Here is an 18,367-nt window from a genome sequence, read left to right as displayed (position 1 = left end):
GAGGCACTGGCATTGATAGTTGTGGCTGGCTTTCACTGCAATCTGTAAAGAGTAGGGTGTGTTTTCCCTGTTCATGGATAAAGCTATACACCAAACCTTCTTCAGCGGCTAAACGGTGTAGAAAATCCAAGTCAGTCTCGCGGTACTGCACACAGAATTCACGCTGTAGAGAATCGCGTTTGAGTGAAAAGGCGTAGTCATGAATAGCCATTTCTTGCAGCAGAACGGAAAGAATTTCTGGTACGGTTTGATGTTGAAAGATACGACTGTTTTGGCGCAGGGAAAGGCGCTCTAGCGCAGGAACTAAGGTGAGCTGATAAAAGGTATGATGGTGGCCGGTATCACCTACGGTGAAATTACGGGCGATGCCATGAATACGCTGTACAACTTGTCCGTTACGAACGACCTCTAGCTGCACATTTTTATCGACGATGAGCTCGGCACTTAGGGTGTTGTTGCGACTTGCTAAAGCAATATCGAATATAAATCCACAACAGATCTTTCCCTGGTGATTAGTGCCGCTGGAAAGTGTTTCTTTTCCTTGATATTCACGTACCACAAACGTGCTATCGTCGAGCCCCTCAACGTGCAAATTGAAATTAAGTGTTGCCATACTCTTCCCTGCCTTAAGCACCATAGCCCTATACGTCAAAGCTTAAACATCAAAGCCCTAAGCAAGAGACTACGCAGTAATGTCTTGCTTAAGGCATTAATTAAATTGGAAACTTAGCCCGCCAGTTGGCGGGCTAACTGCCGTGAGCGATTACGCTTCGACAGGTTTACGCCAATCGTCAGAACCCGAAGTTCCAGCGTTAACGTGATCCCAAGTGATCTTACGGTAAGATAGAGAAACCGTTAGATTTTGCGTGAAATCAGACATCGCTGGATCTTGGCAGTGAGGCATTTCACATTGAATATCAACGATAGATGCGTTCTCAAGCTTGGTAGTAAAGAAGTTCTCTTGTTTACCTTCAATTGAAGTGCGGTACCATTTCAGTTCGATATTCTTCATTTTTTCACCAGAAGAAAGCGCGTTGTAAAGAAGAGGAACGGCTTTGTTTAGTGATACTGTGAATTTGAACGGTTTGTGCACACGTTGACCTGAAGGCTGACCAGATTGTGGATCAGTTGGTACTGTTACCGTGTGATCAAAGCGCTGTACTAGCATCTCATCTTCATGGCCTTCGACGTAAGAGTCACCAATTGAGTCTGCAGTACAAGCACCAGCAGTGATAAGTCCCTGAGTTTCACCTTCGATTGAGATATAACATGGAGTTGGCATGTTTCATTCCTTTTGAGTTAAGTTACATAAATTCCAATGTTAATACTCAAGTTGCGTGCCAAACTTTAATTGCTTTTAAATCAGCATCTTATGTTGATAGGATTAATGTCAGGGCAAGATGTTGCTTAATTCGGGCAAAAAACTACCAATGCGGGCAATAAATCGTAACGGTGCAGTCTCTTATCTGCTTTGGTGTTTTTGTAATCGAATAGACTCAGTTTTTGTTCACGATCTCATTCTTTTACATCTTACTGTTCGCTTTGATTGTTGGGCTCTTTTATGATGCGCGCGATTTTAGTTAAACGTTTGCTTAATTGCTGATTTAAAGAGAACAATAATGAACAAACCTACTTTGCTGGCTTCTATTATTACGCTAGCGCTTTCTGGTTGTGCGCAGTTTGCACCAAGCTACAATGCCGATCTCATCATCACCAACGGTGAAGTACTGACGATTGATGGCAATATGTCAGTGATTGACAATGGTGTTGTTGTGGTGAAAGACGACAAAATCATTGCGGTGGGCGAGGCGGATCTTGCTGATCAATACCGTGCACCGAAGCTGATTGATGCACAAGATGGCATTGTGATGCCTGGCATGATTAATACTCATAACCACCTACCGATGATCGCGTTCCGCGGTTTGGGCGAAGAGGGGATTTCGAATCGATTGTTTGCTTACTTCTTTCCGTTAGAAGGTGAGAAGCTAAGTCGTGAGTTAATCTACAATGCGACTAAATTAGGCGCTATCGACTTAGCGCAAAGTGGTGTGACGACCTATGCCGATATGTACTACCACATGGACGAGATGGCGAAGGCGACTAAAGAAGTAGGCTTGCGCGCAGTGCTTGGCCAAACGGTGATTAAGTTCCCAGTGGTTGATAGCAGTGCTCCTTATGGTGGCATTGAGTACGCGCAGAGCTTTATTGAGCAGTACAAAAATGATCCGTTGATTACGCCAGCCTATGCACCACATGCGGTATACACCGTGAGTAAGGAAAAACTCCAGCAAATCAATCAACTTTCTAAACAACAAGATGTGCCTGTACTAATTCACGTCGCTGAATTCCCGAATGAAGAAACGCGAATCAAAGAAGAACATCAAGCGAGTTCTCCTGTCGAGTACATGGCGCAAATTGGTATTTTGGATGAGCGTGTCGTGTTAGCCCACGGCATTCACTTCTCCGAAAAAGACATTGAGTTGGTTAAACAGGCCGATGCGGGCGTGGCCTACAATCCAATGGCAAACGCTAAAGGTGCGACAGGAATGGCACCAGCATGGGAGATGTATCGTGCTGATGTTCGCATGGGCCTCGGTACGGATGGGCCTATGAGCTCCAACCAAGTCGATCTATGGCGCACATTGAGCTACGCCAGCACGATGCAACGCCTCAAGCATGATGATCGTACTATTATGATCCCAGAGCAGGTGATTGAAATGGCGACGATGGGCGGTGCGAAGGCTCTGCATATGGAAGAGCGTATCGGCTCTTTAGAAGTAGGCAAACAAGCGGATATTATTATTGTCGAAACGCAATCAGCGAATATGATGCCAAACTATGATCCATACGCAACACTGGTATTTCAAGCCAACCCAAGCAATGTGGATACCACCATTGTGAACGGTGAAGTGGTGATGGAACATCGTCAGATGCAGACGGTCGCGCTCGATGATGTTCGCGGCACAATTGATGCGATGGAAGCAGATATCAGTGCGTTTGCCAAAGAGTTGGCGAAAAAAGCGATTAAATCGAAGAGTCTGATGGATTAGATTGTTCTACGTTTCTACGTTTCTACGCGAAACAGCGATGTTGGTGAGTAAAAGATCCAACAAACGAGATTCGCTAAAGAAATGAGAAAAATAAAGCCGCATCAATGTCTATGTTGATGCGGCTTTATTATTGAATGTTGCGTCAAGCCTCTCAGAGTGCTTAAGCATCAATTTAGTGCGTTGGTTTTACGCCGTTGCGGACCATATCTTGACCGGTTTTAAACACTTCTTCACTGACCCAGCGGCCAAGAAGTAATTGGTGTTTATCATCTAAAACTGCAACAAAATGACGGCCATTGCCGTTGTGTGTTGCAAGCGCTACTCCAGCCATGTTTTGTAGGCCTAGTAAGCCATTTTCAACAGCAAGTAGAAAGGCTCTAAGCTCGTCTAGGGTTTCAATAATTCGATCGTCGTTTATCATGGTGAAATCTCGGCTAACCGCTCTTTATATTCAAAAAAAACGGAACTAAACAGTAAAGGCGATACTTTATCTATCATGGCAACAAAAATCCATATTGATAGTGCCAATTTAAGCACTATTGATATGCTTGGGAGATGTTGTTTTTTCCTATCCAGCTATTCCACTTTGTTTGGAAGCTGCAGCTGGCGCAGTTTCGACTATCCGATTGCCTTGGTGAACATTGACACTGAGTCTATTGATCAATTTTTGAAAGCTTTCGATACTTGGGATTTTGTCATTCCGCACTTGATGTTCGATCTCTATGGTTAGATTGGCCAAGTGCTCTAACTGTAAATTCAGTGCGATACCTTTTAAGCAATGAAGGGTTTGGCTGAGTAGTTTGATATCCCCCGTATCAAAGCCTGTGATTAACTCGTCGATGTTTTTTTCAAAATCTTCGATGATAGATTGAACCAGACTATGGTAGGTATCAACGTCCTGTTTGACTTCATTTAATAACTCACTATTGGACAGTTCTTCTTCAGTAAGTCGTAAGTCTCTCACATCTTCTCGGTGTAGATGTACCACCTTATCATCTGGTGCTGTAACGGGTTGCTGTTGTTCGATACGATGGTTAAAACTACTAATGGCATCGTAGAAGCTTTCATTTTGCAGTGGTTTAGTGAGTACGTGATCGGCACCAGCGGCAATAAAATCATCATGAGCTTCACGAAAAACATCGGCAGTATAGGCAAAGATCAAGGTTTTTAAGCCGAGCGTATGACGTAAATAATGAGTTGCCTCTACGCCATTCATCTCTGGCATATGATTATCCATTAATATTAAATCATAGTGTTTATTTGCGGCTTTTTGTGTCGCAATACGCCCATTTTCTGCGATGTCTACCTGGTGGCCAAGTTTGCTGCAGAAGCCTTTAGCAACGATAGCGTTTACCCGGTTATCTTCAGCTAACAGTATTTTTAACGGACGTAGGTTTGATTGAGATACCGAAACTTGAGTATGAGGGGCGGTGACGGTTTTTTCACCCGTCGGGAGGGGTAAGGTTAGCGTAAATGTGCTGCCAAGACGCTCGGTGCTCATTAGTGTGATCTGACCTTGCATCAATTCGGTCAGTTTTTTAACGATCGCTAAGCCAAGACCACTACCGCCAAATTGGCGCGTGGTTGACGTATCTGCTTGCTCGAATGAAGAGAAAATCGCTTGGTGTTTGTGCGCTGGTATCCCGATGCCTGTATCGGACACGCTCAGCACCAGATTTGCAGGTGATTGGTTATCCATTCGAGCTTGAATGGTAATCTTTCCGTTGGAGGTAAACTTGATCGCATTGCCAGTAAGGTTGAACATAATCTGGCGCAGTCTGGCACTATCGCCAATAAAGTACATGTGGTTGGCAATGGTGTTATCTACTTCTAAGTGCAGATTCTTTTCTTCGGCAAGCGGTGTAATGGCGCTAATGACAGGGTCGAGTACTTGATCAAGATGGAAGCTAACCGCTTCCAGTTCGAGTTTGTTTTCCTCAACTTTAGAAAAATCAAGAATATCGTTTAATACCGTCATCAGGTGCTGGCCTGAGGCCAGAATAATATTGATGTTTTTCTGTGTGCTGCTTTCTTTGGTTTCGCCCGCAATAATCTGCGCTATGCCTAAAACCCCATTCATGGGCGTGCGCAGTTCATGGCTCATCGTAGCAAGAAATTGTGACTTGGCTTTGGCCGCGTTTAACGCTTTTTCCGAGACGTCGGCCATTTCTTGATTGAGCGCTTTTAAATGAACAAAGCGTGAATATGCTTGAATTGAAAACATTAAAATTAAGAGCGTCACAGCACCTAAGCAATAGGAGAGGGCATTATTGAGTTCGCTGTGGCTGAGTGCTCTCAGTTCTGTTTCGGTGTGTTCTATAAATTCATAATTGTGTTCATCGAGCAGCTCTTTGCGTAGTGACATCCTGCGGTGATCAATCTGCTTTAACTGATTAGCAAATTGCTTAATTTGTGGGTGGGCAATATTGTCATTGAGTAAGTTTTTATTCATGAAATCAATGAAATGCCATTCAAGGTCGAGTGATCCTCGATTGGGTAAATTTTGTCTGAATAGTGAGTCTAAAGAGAGGTAAGTGTATTTTCGTGCGACTTGAATACCCACCAACATATCGAGCATGCCGGTTGTGTGGCGTAATTTTTCTTCAAATCGTGTAAGGCTAGTATTGGTTTTCGTGACGCTCGAGCTAATGGGAAACCAAGTAATTTTCTGGCTATTAACTAGCATCTGATGCGCTTCTTTTTCAATTGTTATGATTTGTTGAGTGAGCTTAAAGTGACGGCGAGGTTGTTGATATTGGTAGTTTAATATGGTGTCTCGATGCCCAAGTAATTCATGTCCAACCCTGGTTGCGTCGGTCAGAATCGCTTCGATATGGCGGCTATTTTGATAGCTCATATAGGCAACGGTAAATAACGCGATAGTGATAGAGGAGAAAAGTAAGACAATGGCTTTAGACTTATTCATTTTCAAACTCCTCTAAAATGGAGGGTCTTGGGGCACTTAAGGTGTGCAAGAAGGCTTCAATATCTGCGATTGTATCATTTTCCATTGTGATTCCGAGTTGCCCTTTTGCCATAATTCTGATGGCTGTTTCGAGCGTTTTTGTTCGCCCATCGTGAAAGTAAGGTGGCGTTTGGGCGACGTTTCTTAGGCTGGCAACTCGGAAGTAGAATTTGTCTTGGCCTTGGTCGGTGATGAGGTGTTTACCAGTATCCTGAGGAGAATTGATAGACGTGAAGTAGCCAAACTTTTGGATCATATTGCCGCCGATGTTCTTTCCTTGATGACATTGCACACAACCCACCGTTTGAAACGTTTCCCAGCCGCGCAGTTCTTGTGCTGACAGTGCCGTGCTGTCTCCTTGTAAGAAGCGGTCAAACGTCGAATCTGGCGTTTGTAGCGTGCGCACAAACTCAGCCAATGCGAAACGAATCGTGTCTCTTGAAATGGGCAGGTCATTGGCGGAAGAGAAAAGTTGTTTATAGCTCGCCGATCGTGAAACGTAGCGTTCTATTTGCGGCCAATCGGAATCCATTTCTAAAGGGTTGGTTATTGGACCGTCGATTTGATCTTCTAAGGTGTTCGCTCTGCCATCCCAAAAGAAACGATAGTTGAGCGCTGAGTTAAATACGGTTAGTGAGTTACGAAGACCAATGCCATTGACGCCAGTAGAAACTCGTGTGGTTTCAGCCCCGTTGGTTGCTAAGTCATGACAAGATTCACAGCTGACGGCTTGATTGGAGGAAAGATTGGGGTCGTTAAATAACACCCAGCCTAATTTGGCGATGTCGCGATTGACATCAATATCCTGCGGTATAGGTTCGACCAATAGAGTGTTGTCGACATCTTGATCATGTTTGCTGTGTTCGTGCTGGTCATACTCTTGCCCAGCGAGCACGGAAGAAAAAACTAAGAACGTCACTATCCATGTTTCGAATCTCATATTTGCCTGCCAAAGCGTCATGTCCTTACTATGAATTTAGTTGCATTTCTGTGAATTTCAATTTTGAATTGGTTTATGATTAATCGGCGAGGTGGTCATATAAGAGGGTGGTATTCATTACGGAGTGTCAGAGCTTTGCGCTGTTTTGTTTAACATGACCCATTTCAATTGACCATTTGTTTCAAAGTCATTGGCTTCGACGCAGCGAATTATATGCTCCCCTACATTCAGCAGAGCACCTAGAGAATAGGCTTGATCTTGATAGTAGCAAATACGGTGTTTGAGATCGGATGCGTTGACCACGATGGCGGCTTTTTTCGGAGGAGAAAAGCTTTTCACGTCGCTGTTGGCTAAGGCTTGATGGGTGCTTAAGCTGCATAGAAGACTTGCCAGCAGTACCTGATAGAGTATAGGTGTTGCTGTTTTTTTCAGATTACTCGCCATACCTAACTCTCCGTATCTAGGTTGTTAGTTTACGTTTGTAACGAGGCAGCATACTTTCATTGCCTAATATTCCACCTTGATGAATATAGATAATATGCTTATCAGTGTTATTTGGGTACCAGTTTAATAGACACTGCCACATCATGGGATCGTAGAGTAAATCGAATTCTACTTGCGTCTCGTTTAGCAGTTGTTGCCAAACATCATAGTCACGTTGATACAGCTTTCCAAAGTGATGTTTGCTCTCTAACTCTAGAATCGTTGGATGATCTGTTTCGCCTAATTGATGAAATTGTTCGATTAAGTAGTCGGTTCCACCGACACAAGCACAGGTTAAAACCTCGATAGCGTGTGCTTTTAAAGCTTTGTGTAGATAAAGAGCAGTCGTGCCAGTACCTGCGGGTAGAGCAACGACAAACTGTTTATTGTCTTGCAATTGCACCCAACTAAGAATTTCTAATGCCAATTGAGTGACGCCATATTCAGCTAGTGCACAGCGACCACCTTCAGGAACAAATAAGCATTTGTCATCGGGCTGACGAACATTAGCAATATAATCGTTTGGGTGAAGTCCACTCTCGGCGGTGGCGATGATTTTCGCACCCAGTTCCAACGCAGCGCGATAGTTTCCGATTGGGCGCTCTGCAAGCCACGTTGGGATGCGATCAACGTAAAATTCTAACTGCCAACCTTTGATGTTGGCGAGTGCCGCCATGGAATAGAGTGAATTGGCTTGCGCGCTGCCATAGCCAATTAAGGTCTCAATCTGAGGGCGTTCTTGCTCTAACAACGCCATAAATTTACGTGCTTTATTGCCGCTAAAGTGACTATGTAACTGATCGTCCCGTTTGAGATAAAAATCAATATTGGAAAATTGATGCGGGGTTATTGGTGTATCGGCAAGCTTCATGAACAGTTCTGTGAGAATGGGTTAAGGCATTTATATAATACCTTAGCCCCATTAGAAACGCTGTATTTTCCGAGTAGAGGTCGTGGTTAGAAGGTGATCTTGGCTACACAACCTCGTGTGCTGTGGTTTTTTAGTTCAAACGCCCATTGGTAACGACGACTAAGGTCATCGACGATGAGTAACCCCAAACCGTGGCCATCTTTATTGGGTTGATTACTCAGGCCCGGGCCATCGTCGGTGATCTCTATCATCTGAGTGCTGACATAAATGGTGACTTCACCTTGAACGGTTGCGGCAATCGCATTACGAATTAAATTGCCTAATATCATATTCATCACCGGCGGTGAGGCTTGCACTTGTGGTAAGGATTCAACCAAGAGATTGATGTTGAGATCTTTGTCGTGCGCTTGTAGTGAGTTATCGGCTACGATCGCATTCAATTCATTGTTATTGAGCATACGTTTGGGGGCATCGTTAGTATTTCGCTCATAACGCACTAAGCCTAATAAGGCATCTACCATGGTGCTCATTTGGGTGGTGGCATTTTCGATGCGAGCGATTTGGCGTTGATTAAATTCAGGTTGCTCAGTTCTTGCCAGTAGTTTACCTGCCCCTTTCACGACCGTTAGTGGTGTTCTGAGTTCATGGCTAGCATAGCGAGCAAACGCTTGCTCTCGTTTTAATGCGAGATTGAGATCGTTACGGTATTGGTTAAGCTTTTGGGTTAAAACCTGAAACTCCTCAGCTGCTTCGTTTGTGATGGTAAATTCACTCTCGCTATCGCCACTTTGTTGTTCGAGTTGTCGCACAATTCCGTTTAGTGGCTCGATCAGTCGTTTAGACAATCGATAGAGTAGTGTACCAAAAAGAAACATCAGTAAGGCCACCATTGTCACTACGATGATACTGGAGTAAACAACTTCTTCGGCGCTAAATTCAACCGTATCAATCGTTGTTAAAAGTACGATATCGCGCAGTTGGCCTTGATCGGTATATTGTCCTTTATAGACCATCCGAGAGTCACGCTCTAGAGAGGGTTCGAGCTCGCCCAGAAAGTGACTTTTTTCACTCAAATCGTGTTGATACACTTTGGGAAGCAACGAGAGATCGTTATAGGCGGTGGTAAGGATATCAATCTTAATTTTCCCGTTTTCACCAGCGACAAAGCGTTCAATTGCGATATCTTTGTCGAGTAAAATCCGTCTTTCTCCAACCCGATCTTCTGACCAATGCAACGCCAACGAGAAAATGACGAGAGTAAACATTCCCAGAGCGATTGAGATACCAATGAAAAAGACCGCCAGTCGACCGATGAGCGAGCGAGTGCTGTTTAACAAATGATTCATTGTGGCAACTCAAGACGAAATCCGCATTTGGGTACCGTGACAAGCATCGCGGTGGCAAAAGGTTTGTCGAGCTGAATTCTTAGTTGATAGATGTGACTGCGCAATACATCGTTGTTTGGCTCCGATTCTTGCCAAAGCTGCTCGGTGATCTCTTGCCGACTAACCACTTCGGGGGCTCTGACCGCCAACATTTCTAAAATGGTGTAAGTGGTCGGGTTAAGTGCAAGGGGTTTCTCTTCGCGGTAGGCTTGGCGCGTTTTTTGATCTATCAATAGAGGCCCAACCGTGATCTTGCTTGACGCCGTTTTACCTCGATAACGTTTAATCAGAGCGTGCATTCTGGCCTCGAGAATGTCTAAATCGAACGGTTTCGTTAGGTAGTCATCCGCGCCATGATTGAAACCAGCTAGCATATCCTCTCGGTTATCAAGTGCGGTAAGCATCAAAACGGGTGTGGAATTTCCCGCATCGCGTAACTTATTACAAACGGTAAGACCGTCCATTCTTGGCAACATAAGATCGAGAATAATCATGTCAAAATTGCCTTCGAGTGCAAGCTGCAGGCCGAGCTCACCGTTATCGGCGTAGTCAAGCTCCATGCCTAGGCTTTCAAAGTAGTCAAACAAGATACCGGCAATTTCACGGTTATCCTCTACCAATAAAATTTTATTCATGTCTTACCTACTTCTTATTCAACAAGAGATCGATTGAGGGAGATTTTATCGTTATGCCAGTCAAAAAAAAGTGGAAAAAACGTCAATAACATTCTTTTCACACTGTCAGCGATAAAGTCCAGCATATCATCCCTGAGTATGGAACTTAATAGAGTTGCCATGCGGATAAAAGTAATTAGGTGGTTTTATGAACGTAATCACATCTCCTCATAAGCGTGCAGAGTCCGCGATCACATTGACGGTCGTCGTGCCTTATTTCAATGAAGAATCCGTGCTGCCAGCACTCCATCAACGTTTAACGAAAGTGTTAGACACGCTTCCCGAACGGTGTGAAATCGTTTATGTCGATGATGGTAGTCATGATGGAAGCTTGGCTATCGTTGAGTGTTTTCAATCATCCACCAGTCTGGTACGCAGCATTTCATTGAGCCGTAACTTCGGTAAAGAGTCGGCGATGAGTGCAGGATTGCAATATAGCCATGGTGAAGCGGTGGTGCTAATTGATGCTGATCTGCAAGATCCGCCAGAGCTGATCCCTGAGATGCTGGCTAAGTGGCGGGAAGGGTTTGATGTGGTCAACATGCAGCGTAAATCTCGTCACGGAGAAACGTGGTTAAAGCGTCAGTCTGCCGCTCTGTATTATCGTTTACTTAATACTCTGGTTAAATCAAGTATTCCTGAAAATGTCGGTGATTTTCGCTTATTGAGTCGCCGAGTCGTCGATCATATTAACCAACTCCCTGAACGAAATCGCTACATGAAAGGGATTTTTGCATGGCCGGGTTTCAATCAAGTCACGCTTACATTTGATCGCGATCCACGCTTTTGCGGTGAAACCAAATGGAATTACTTCAAGTTGTTAGGGTTGGCCGTCGATGGCATCACTGCGTTCTCTATTCGCCCTTTGCGTCTGGCGACGATTGTAGGAGCATTGGTTGCAACCAGTGCCTTTGTATATGGCTTAGTAATCGTATTGAAAACGATGCTTTGGGGTGATCCTACGGTTGGCTATCCATCACTGATGGTGGTGATGCTGGCATTGGGGGGGATTCAGCTATTGAGTATTGGTTTGCTAGGGGAGTACATCGGTCGAATTTTTATCGAGTCGAAGCAAAGGCCGTTGTATCTTGTTCAGTCAGTTAAAGAAAAACCAGCTGTGATGTTGTTTCAAGTGATGGAGAAGCGCGCGTGAGTTTTAATCGAGTTCACCTTTGGGCGATCTTAGGTTCAGCCTTGCTTATTCGCCTTATTTCGCTGGGTGCTTACCCTTTGATGGATACCACCGAAGCTCGCTATGGTGAGATGGCTCGTTTGATGATTGAAACGGGCAATTGGTTAACGCCACAATTTGATTATGGCGTGCCTTTTTGGGGGAAACCGCCCCTTTTTACTTGGCTAAGTGCCGTAGGTATTGAGTTATTTGGCGTTAATGAGTTCGGCGTGAGAGCGCCACATTGGTTTGCTGGTGTACTGGTGATCGTTCTGATGGCCTATTTTGCTAAACGATTGAAGATCAATGCGTTGGTGACGGCGGTGGTATTAGCCAGTTGTGGTATTTTTTCAGTAGCAGCAGGCGCGGTAATGACTGATATGGCATTAACGCTGGGTATGACGCTCGCGATGGTGGGGTTCTACTTTTGTTGGCAAGGCCGCCTTGGATGGGGCTATATCGGCTTTATTGGTCTTGCGATCGGTTTACTGGCAAAAGGGCCTTTGGTGATCGTCTTAGTGGGTTTAGCGGTGATGCCATGGCTAATTATTCAACATGGTGTAAAAGGCGCTTTTGTTACCTTGTGGCAGCGTTTTCCGCTGCTGTCGGGATCGGCTTTGATGCTCGCAATCGCACTGCCTTGGTATGTGTTAGCTGAGCGTGCCACTCCAGGTTTTATTGATTACTTTATCATTGGGGAGCACTTTAACCGCTTCGTTGTTAGCGGTTGGGAAGGGGATCTTTACGGCAGCGCTCACGATGAGCCAAGAGGTATGATTTGGCTATTTTGGCTTTATTCTGCTGCCCCATGGTCAATTGTTCTGCCTATCTTATTTGGTTGGAAGTTAAAAAACAGCAAAAAAAATCAGCGCCCAGCGGTGTTGGCTCAATATCGCCCGGCACTCAGTTTTGCGGCATGTTGGATGCTGTCGCCATTGGTGTTGTTTACCTTTTCAGGCAATATTTTGCCTGCGTATGTACTGCCAGGAGTGCCTGCACTTGCGGTGATTATTGCTATTTTATTGCAAGATATTGAGCGTGATCCTAAGTGGTTTAAGTGCGTAGCGGGTGTTACGCCGTTGCTATTGATTATTGCCGTGGTCGTCATTCAATATGGCGTGGGTAATAAACGCAGTGATAAAGCTATTCTTGCTAGAGCGGATCAATCTCTTACGACTTTTTATGTTGGTAAGCGTCCTTTCTCAGGCCAATTTTATAGTGCCGGAAAAGCGTTGAAGCTTGATACAGAAAAAGACTTTTTAGCTCTGAAGCATTTTCAATTGATTGGAAAAACAAGCGATGTTGCGCCTTTGGTCACTGAGAATAAGCTTAATTGCGTCATTGAATATACCGCGAAAAGCAGACGCAGTCTTTATCGTTGCAGGCCTTCTGCATGATGGCAATTTTCGGTCATCGCATGGTGAGATTTGCCCTGGTTGGAGGGGTTGGTTTCATCGTCGATGCCCTAATGTTTGCTGTACTTTTTTACCTTTGCTCTATGCCGCTTTGGATCGCAAGAGGTGGGGCTTTTTTTTGTGCCGCCTCAGTGACGTGGTTAGGTAATCGTTGTTTTACTTTCAAAGCAACATTTGAGGCGTTATCGCCCGTGCCCAACGGTACAAAATGGTTTGAACTCAGGATTGAGCCATGGACACAATGGTTGAAGTTTTTGGGCAGTGCATTGATGTCTGCGATACCGAACTTTGTGATGTTTCAAATGGTCATCATGATGTTGGGTGCCGAGGGATTTAAACCTGTTGTGGCACTTGCTATGGGAGTACTGACCGGAATGGTGAGTAATTACTTTTTAAGCAGTCGCTGGGTGTTTAAAGCCGTTACCGATAAAAGGTGAATTCGCCTCTGTTTTTTTGCTGATAACCACTGTTTCAGGTGTTACTTTTAAGTCGTTGTAGGGTAGTGACAATTGTCTATCTTGCAGCGATTTTTTTCGTTTGGATTCGGTGGTTTTGAATTATCAAATGTCAAAAAGATATGAGGTCTGAAGATAAAAAAAACCCAGAGCAATTAGGCTCTGGGCGGATACATATAAATATAGGAGTTAATTAGGAAAAGCAGCGTAAAAATCTTTCAGTAGCAAGGAGAGCTCGACGGCCAGTTAAACTCATGTTCTTTGCTATCTACACTTATTCAGACCCACCTTTTCCTAAACAGTTCCCAAAAAGTTTAAAAATATTTTAATTATTTCTTTCCATATGTTTTCAGTAGCTTATTTGTGTACTCATTCACGCTGGTCTAACCAGTATTGCGTTTTGTGATGTTAACCACTTGTTAAGGTTGTTTGTGGTGTGTATATTTTCAAACAAGCGTTTAATACGGGTGATTGAAATGACAACAAAGCATAAAACCAAAGAGAAAATTTTGGATGTCGCCGAAGCTTTGTTTGCGGAGCAAGGGTTTAACGCGACCTCTTTGCGCACCATAACGTCTAAGGCGGGTGTCAACCTTGCTGCCGTCAATTACCATTTTGGGGACAAGAAAACGTTAGTGCGCGCCGTTCTCGGCCGTTACCTAGAAGCTTTTATGCCTGCGGTGTCGGATAGGTTGATTACGTTAAATCTCAACCCTCACTATACGATCGATCAGGTTTTCGACGCGTTAAGAGAGCCTTTGATGGCACTCAATAATGTGCATCCCAATGGTACGAGCCGATTTATGTTATTGATTGGACGAGGATATAGCGACGTCCAAGGCCACTTGCGTTGGTTTATTAGTACTCGTTATCAGCAGACGCTCACTCTGTTTACTCAGTCAATACTCACTGCGAATCCCCAATTAAGTCGTGAAACCCTATTTTGGCGCTTGCACTTTACCTTAGGCGCATGTGTTTTCACTATGGCGTCGAGCCAGGCTTTAGCCGAAATCGCGCAAAATGATTACGACCAAGAAGTGGATGTTCAAGCCGTCTTAGATCAACTTATCCCATATCTTGCTGCGGGTGTTTCTGCACCGTAGTGCTTTTACATCCGTACAAAAGATGAAGATTCGTCACGACAAGAACAGCACCAAACAGACATTATAGAATTTGAAATAACAATAAAAAAACAGCCCTGCAAAGGTAACAACGTGAACAAAAGGAACTGGTTATGAGCTCTCTACGAAGAAAATGGATCAGCGATCCAGCATTCAAATTGTTTAAGCAAGTCTTGCCACCATTGTCAGAAACGGAAAAAGAAGCGATGGAAGCAGGCAGCGTGTGGTGGGATGGCGAGTTGTTTTCGGGGCGTCCGGATTTTAGCAAGTTACACCATTACCCTAAACCAACGTTATCTGCTGAAGAGCAATCGTTCATGGATAACGAGCTTTCAATGTTACTTGCGATGCTTGATGATCACAAGATCAACAAACAAGAGCGCGATTTACCGCCAGAAGTATGGCAGTTCTTGCGTAAAGAGCGCTTTTTCTCGCTGATTATTTCGAAACAATATGGTGGTCGAGCCTTTTCTGCATTGGCGAACTCAACCATTGTATCTCGTATAGCGACGCGCAGCATCAGTGCCGCGGTCACGGTAATGGTACCCAATTCGCTGGGTCCTGGAGAGTTGTTATCTCACTATGGTACTCAAGAGCAAAAAGAGTATTGGTTACCAAGGTTAGCGGATGGTACAGATATTCCTTGTTTCGCCTTAACCGGGCCAGAAGCCGGTTCTGATGCGGGGGGGATTCCAGATAAAGGCATCGTTTGTTATGGCGAGCATAATGGCGAGCAAGTTCTGGGGATACGCCTTAGTTGGAACAAACGCTACATCACGCTAGCGCCCGTTGCGACAGTATTGGGTCTCGCTTTTAAAATGTATGATCCCGATAATTTAATTGGTGAAGAACAAGATTTAGGTATTACTTGTGCGCTGATCCCAGCCGACCATCCGGGTGTCGAAATTGGTGAGCGTCATGACCCTCTTGGTTTAGCGTTTATGAATGGCCCAACTCGTGGTGAAGAAGTGTTCATTCCGATGGACTGGTTGATTGGGGGACAAGAATACGCCGGTAAAGGTTGGCGTATGCTGGTGGAGTGTTTGTCTGCTGGGCGTGGTATTTCGCTGCCAGCACTAGGCACGGCAATTGGTCATTTGACCGCTAGAACGACCGGTGCGTACTCGTATGTGCGTAAGCAGTTTGGTATGTCGATCGGTAAGTTTGAAGGGGTCGCAGAAGCGCTTGGGCGCATTGGTGGCTTAACCTACTTACTGGAAGCAACGCGAACATTGACCACAACGTCTCTCGATATGAAAGAAAAGCCAGGGATCGTGACTGCGATAGCCAAATACCATATGACAGAAATGGCGCGCACAATCTTAAACGATTCGATGGATGTTCACTCTGGTCGTGCTATTCAAGATGGGCCAATGAATTATCTTGCTAGCCATTATCTTGGTATTCCGGTGGCGATAACCGTTGAAGGGGCAAATATTCTAACGCGTAACTTAATGATCTTTGGTCAAGGCGCGACCCGTTGTCATCCTTATGTATTGCAAGAGATGGAAGCGGCTTCGAATCCAGATACAGAGCAGGCAGCAAAAGATTTTGATTCGTTGTTGTTCAAACATATTGGTCATGCAACCAAAAACACGCTGGGTGCGTTTAGTGCTGCATTAACCGGTTCCCGTTTTATTAAGGCCGATATGAGTGGCGCAACTCAAGGTTACTACCGTGAGATGACACGCTTGAGCCGAGCCTTAGCAGTGAGTGCTGATTTTGCCATGCTGACACTCGGTGGCGATCTCAAGCGTAAAGAGTTGATTTCAGCTCGTCTTGGCGATGTTTTGGCCTATTTGTATATGGCGTCGGCTGCGTTAAAGAAATACGAGGATGACGGACGCCAACAACAAGACCTTAATTATGTGCATTATGCTGTTCAGCATTGTTTGTACCAAGGTGCACAATCGCTGCAGCAAGCCTTTAGTAACTATCCGCATAAAGGGGTGGGGCGTTTACTTAAAGTGATCATCTTCCCACTGGGTAATCGTTATAAAAAGCCAAGCGATGACTTAACGGTCAACTTAGCTGAGAGCTTAATGACTCTTGGGGCACATCGTGATCGTCTGACTCACCTTTGTTATATCGGTGAAGATGACAATGACAGTGTGGGCTTGATGGAAAATGCCTTTTTGGCCATGTATGGAGTGAAAAGTCAGGAGCGTAAGCTTAATCGGGCGGCGAAAGAGGGCATCGTAGCACGTAAAGGCGATCTCAAAGAACGTTTAGAGCAGGCCCAGCAAGCCGGTGTTTTGACGAAGCAAGAAGTTGAGCAAGTGTTATTGGCGGATAAGCTGCGCTATAAAGCGATTCAAGTGGATCACTTTAGCCATGATTTTAGCCAAGTACGCACTAATGAGACGACGAAAAAGACAAAGGGACAAGCTAAGCTCAATAGCGTCGCTTAAACGGCGCGGTTTCGTTCTCGTATTGGAAAAATCACATCAAGTATTGGCACCGAAAGGGTGCCAATCTTGTTTAGCGCGCCAAACTATTGAGTGAAAGTGCTCCAACCACTTGCATTTTCCCTGCAATTTTTAAGAAATTAGATGCGATTTACCGACGAACCTTTTATCCTAGCGAAGATTTTTAAAGGAAGTTGAATATGATCATCAAACCTAGAATTCGTGGATTTATCTGTACCACTACACATCCAATCGGTTGTGAAGCTAACGTAAAAGAACAAATTGCTTACACTAAAGCACAAGGCCCTATCAAAAATGCACCTAAACGTGTGCTTGTGATCGGTTCTTCAAGTGGCTACGGTCTCTCTTCTCGTATCGCTGCGGCATTCGGCGGCGACGCATCAACCATTGGTGTGTTCTTCGAAAAAGAAGGCTCAGAGAAGAAACCAGGTACAGCAGGCTTTTATAACTCCGCTGCATTTGAAAAACTCGCACGCGAAGCAGGCCTATATGCGAAAAGCCTAAATGGTGATGCTTTCTCTAACGAAGCGAAACAGAAAACAATTGATTTGATTAAAGAAGATCTTGGTCAGATTGATATGGTGGTTTACTCACTGGCGTCTCCAGTACGTAAAATGCCTGAAACGGGTGAAGTTATCCGTTCTGCTCTAAAGCCAATTGGTCAAACTTATACATCAACTGCGGTTGATACCAATAAAGATATGATCATTGAAGCAAGCGTAGAGCCTGCAACAGAGCAAGAAATCCAAGATACCGTGACGGTTATGGGGGGCGAGGATTGGGAACTTTGGATCAATGCATTATCTGATGCTGGCGTATTGGCAGAAGGTTGTAAAACCGTTGCTTACAGCTACATTGGTACCGAGCTGACTTGGCCTATCTACTGGGATGGTGCACTAGGCAAAGCGAAGATGGATCTTGATCGCGCAGCCTCTGAACTGAATGCAAAACTTGGTGCAACCGGCGGCAGCGCAAATGTTGCTGTGCTGAAGTCAGTTGTGACTCAAGCAAGCTCTGCTATTCCAGTAATGCCTTTGTATATTGCGATGGTATTTAAGAAAATGCGTGAGCAAGGTGTCCATGAAGGTTGTATGGAGCAAATCTACCGCATGTTCAGTCAACGTCTTTATAAAGAAGATGGTAGCGCAGCAGAAGTGGATTCTGAAAACCGCCTACGTCTAGATGACTTAGAACTGCGTGAAGATATTCAGCAGCACTGCCGTGAACTTTGGCCACAAATCACCACTAAAAACTTAAAAGAGCTAACTGACTACGTTGAGTACAAAGAAGAGTTCTTGAAACTATTTGGTTTTGGTGTTGAAGGCGTGGATTATGAAGCGGAAGTAAACCCAGCAGTAGAAGCGGGTTTCATCGCAATCTAAATCGCGAAGATAGAATAAAAAAAAAA

General features: G+C 44.6%; 16 protein-coding genes. 7 read left to right on the top strand and 9 right to left on the bottom strand.

Going from position 1 to position 18,367, the window contains the following annotated elements; translation table 11 throughout:
* Together RH85_RS02900 and RH85_RS02895 are read right to left on the bottom strand one after the other, a co-directional pair.
* Positions 1–613 (bottom strand): contractile injection system protein, VgrG/Pvc8 family (locus tag RH85_RS02900; RefSeq protein ID WP_006710690.1); only part of this gene is annotated, 613 nt, incomplete at its 3' end.
* Positions 614–763: 150 nt separating this feature from the next.
* Complete coding sequence (locus RH85_RS02895; protein ID WP_006710689.1) at positions 764–1,282, bottom strand: Hcp family type VI secretion system effector; 519 nt, start codon at positions 1,280–1,282, stop codon at positions 764–766.
* Positions 1,283–1,619: 337 nt separating this feature from the next.
* On the opposite strand from RH85_RS02895, the gene RH85_RS02890 reads away from it, so the two are divergent.
* Positions 1,620–3,050, top strand: coding sequence for an amidohydrolase (locus RH85_RS02890; protein ID WP_006710688.1), 1,431 nt, complete (start codon positions 1,620–1,622; stop codon positions 3,048–3,050).
* 172 nt (positions 3,051–3,222) lie between these two features.
* On the opposite strand, the gene RH85_RS02885 is transcribed toward RH85_RS02890, so the two are convergent.
* The 7 genes from RH85_RS02885 to RH85_RS02855 form a co-directional block, all read right to left on the bottom strand.
* Positions 3,223–3,471: a hypothetical protein gene (locus tag RH85_RS02885; protein WP_006710687.1), complete on the bottom strand. Its 249-nt coding sequence runs from the start codon at positions 3,469–3,471 to the stop codon at positions 3,223–3,225.
* A 147-nt stretch (positions 3,472–3,618) separates the two neighbouring features.
* Positions 3,619–5,976, bottom strand: a complete 2,358-nt coding sequence (locus RH85_RS02880; protein ID WP_006710686.1) for an ATP-binding protein — start codon at positions 5,974–5,976, stop codon at positions 3,619–3,621.
* Entirely contained in the window at positions 5,969–6,955 is a 987-nt protein-coding gene (locus RH85_RS02875; RefSeq protein WP_006710685.1) for a cytochrome-c peroxidase, read from the bottom strand. Before RH85_RS02875 ends, RH85_RS02880 begins: the two co-directional genes overlap by 8 nt.
* A gap of 117 nt (positions 6,956–7,072) precedes the next feature.
* Positions 7,073–7,399, bottom strand: a complete 327-nt coding sequence (locus tag RH85_RS02870) for a DUF1496 domain-containing protein (protein WP_006710684.1) — start codon at positions 7,397–7,399, stop codon at positions 7,073–7,075.
* A gap of 16 nt (positions 7,400–7,415) precedes the next feature.
* Positions 7,416–8,309 (bottom strand): pyridoxal-phosphate dependent enzyme, encoded by an 894-nt coding sequence (locus tag RH85_RS02865; RefSeq protein ID WP_006710683.1) that lies wholly within the window; start codon positions 8,307–8,309, stop codon positions 7,416–7,418.
* Between the two features lie 86 nt (positions 8,310–8,395).
* Entirely contained in the window at positions 8,396–9,655 is a 1,260-nt protein-coding gene (locus RH85_RS02860) for a sensor histidine kinase (protein WP_006710682.1), read from the bottom strand.
* Positions 9,652–10,329 (bottom strand): response regulator transcription factor, encoded by a 678-nt coding sequence (locus RH85_RS02855; protein ID WP_006710681.1) that lies wholly within the window; start codon positions 10,327–10,329, stop codon positions 9,652–9,654. Before RH85_RS02855 ends, RH85_RS02860 begins: the two co-directional genes overlap by 4 nt.
* Positions 10,330–10,516: 187 nt before the next feature.
* Here RH85_RS02855 and RH85_RS02850 point away from each other — a divergent pair, with 187 nt between their 5' ends.
* From RH85_RS02850 to fabV, 6 genes are all read left to right on the top strand, one after another.
* On the top strand, positions 10,517–11,521 hold the full coding sequence (locus RH85_RS02850; protein ID WP_006710680.1) for a glycosyltransferase family 2 protein: 1,005 nt from the start codon (positions 10,517–10,519) through the stop codon (positions 11,519–11,521).
* Positions 11,518–12,936, top strand: coding sequence for an ArnT family glycosyltransferase (locus RH85_RS02845; protein WP_006710679.1), 1,419 nt, complete (start codon positions 11,518–11,520; stop codon positions 12,934–12,936). The genes RH85_RS02850 and RH85_RS02845 overlap by 4 nt, the downstream gene beginning before the upstream one ends.
* Positions 12,933–13,391 carry a GtrA family protein gene (locus RH85_RS02840; RefSeq protein WP_006710678.1) on the top strand — a complete coding sequence of 153 codons (459 nt, stop codon included), beginning with the start codon at positions 12,933–12,935 and terminating at the stop codon, positions 13,389–13,391. The genes RH85_RS02845 and RH85_RS02840 overlap by 4 nt, the downstream gene beginning before the upstream one ends.
* Before the next feature lie 494 nt (positions 13,392–13,885).
* Entirely contained in the window at positions 13,886–14,512 is a 627-nt protein-coding gene (psrA, locus tag RH85_RS02835; RefSeq protein WP_006710677.1) for a TetR family transcriptional repressor PsrA, read from the top strand.
* Between the two features lie 131 nt (positions 14,513–14,643).
* Entirely contained in the window at positions 14,644–16,941 is a 2,298-nt protein-coding gene (locus tag RH85_RS02830) for an acyl-CoA dehydrogenase (protein WP_006710676.1), read from the top strand.
* A 197-nt stretch (positions 16,942–17,138) separates the two neighbouring features.
* Positions 17,139–18,341, top strand: coding sequence for an enoyl-ACP reductase FabV (fabV, locus tag RH85_RS02825; protein WP_006710675.1), 1,203 nt, complete (start codon positions 17,139–17,141; stop codon positions 18,339–18,341).
* Positions 18,342–18,367: the final 26 nt, after the last annotated feature.

This window comes from Vibrio ichthyoenteri ATCC 700023 (assembly GCF_000222605.1).
Classification (GTDB): Bacteria; Pseudomonadota; Gammaproteobacteria; order Enterobacterales; family Vibrionaceae; genus Vibrio; species Vibrio ichthyoenteri.
This window is presented reverse-complemented; position numbering and strand designations above follow the sequence as displayed.

Excerpts from the sequence above, each read along its gene's own strand:
- RH85_RS02870 (WP_006710684.1), bottom strand. The coding sequence starts at position 7,399 with ATGGCGAGTAATCTGAAAAAAACAGCAACACCTATACTCTATCAGGTA.
- psrA (WP_006710677.1), top strand. The coding sequence starts at position 13,886 with ATGACAACAAAGCATAAAACCAAAGAGAAAATTTTGGATGTCGCCGAA.
- RH85_RS02880 (WP_006710686.1), bottom strand. The coding sequence starts at position 5,976 with ATGAATAAGTCTAAAGCCATTGTCTTACTTTTCTCCTCTATCACTATC.
- RH85_RS02850 (WP_006710680.1), top strand. The coding sequence starts at position 10,517 with ATGAACGTAATCACATCTCCTCATAAGCGTGCAGAGTCCGCGATCACA.
- RH85_RS02855 (WP_006710681.1), bottom strand. The coding sequence starts at position 10,329 with ATGAATAAAATTTTATTGGTAGAGGATAACCGTGAAATTGCCGGTATC.
- RH85_RS02895 (WP_006710689.1), bottom strand. The coding sequence starts at position 1,282 with ATGCCAACTCCATGTTATATCTCAATCGAAGGTGAAACTCAGGGACTT.
- RH85_RS02885 (WP_006710687.1), bottom strand. The coding sequence starts at position 3,471 with ATGATAAACGACGATCGAATTATTGAAACCCTAGACGAGCTTAGAGCC.
- RH85_RS02890 (WP_006710688.1), top strand. The coding sequence starts at position 1,620 with ATGAACAAACCTACTTTGCTGGCTTCTATTATTACGCTAGCGCTTTCT.
- RH85_RS02840 (WP_006710678.1), top strand. The coding sequence starts at position 12,933 with ATGATGGCAATTTTCGGTCATCGCATGGTGAGATTTGCCCTGGTTGGA.
- RH85_RS02865 (WP_006710683.1), bottom strand. The coding sequence starts at position 8,309 with ATGAAGCTTGCCGATACACCAATAACCCCGCATCAATTTTCCAATATT.
- fabV (WP_006710675.1), top strand. The coding sequence starts at position 17,139 with ATGATCATCAAACCTAGAATTCGTGGATTTATCTGTACCACTACACAT.
- RH85_RS02830 (WP_006710676.1), top strand. The coding sequence starts at position 14,644 with ATGAGCTCTCTACGAAGAAAATGGATCAGCGATCCAGCATTCAAATTG.
- RH85_RS02860 (WP_006710682.1), bottom strand. The coding sequence starts at position 9,655 with ATGAATCATTTGTTAAACAGCACTCGCTCGCTCATCGGTCGACTGGCG.
- RH85_RS02875 (WP_006710685.1), bottom strand. The coding sequence starts at position 6,955 with ATGAGATTCGAAACATGGATAGTGACGTTCTTAGTTTTTTCTTCCGTG.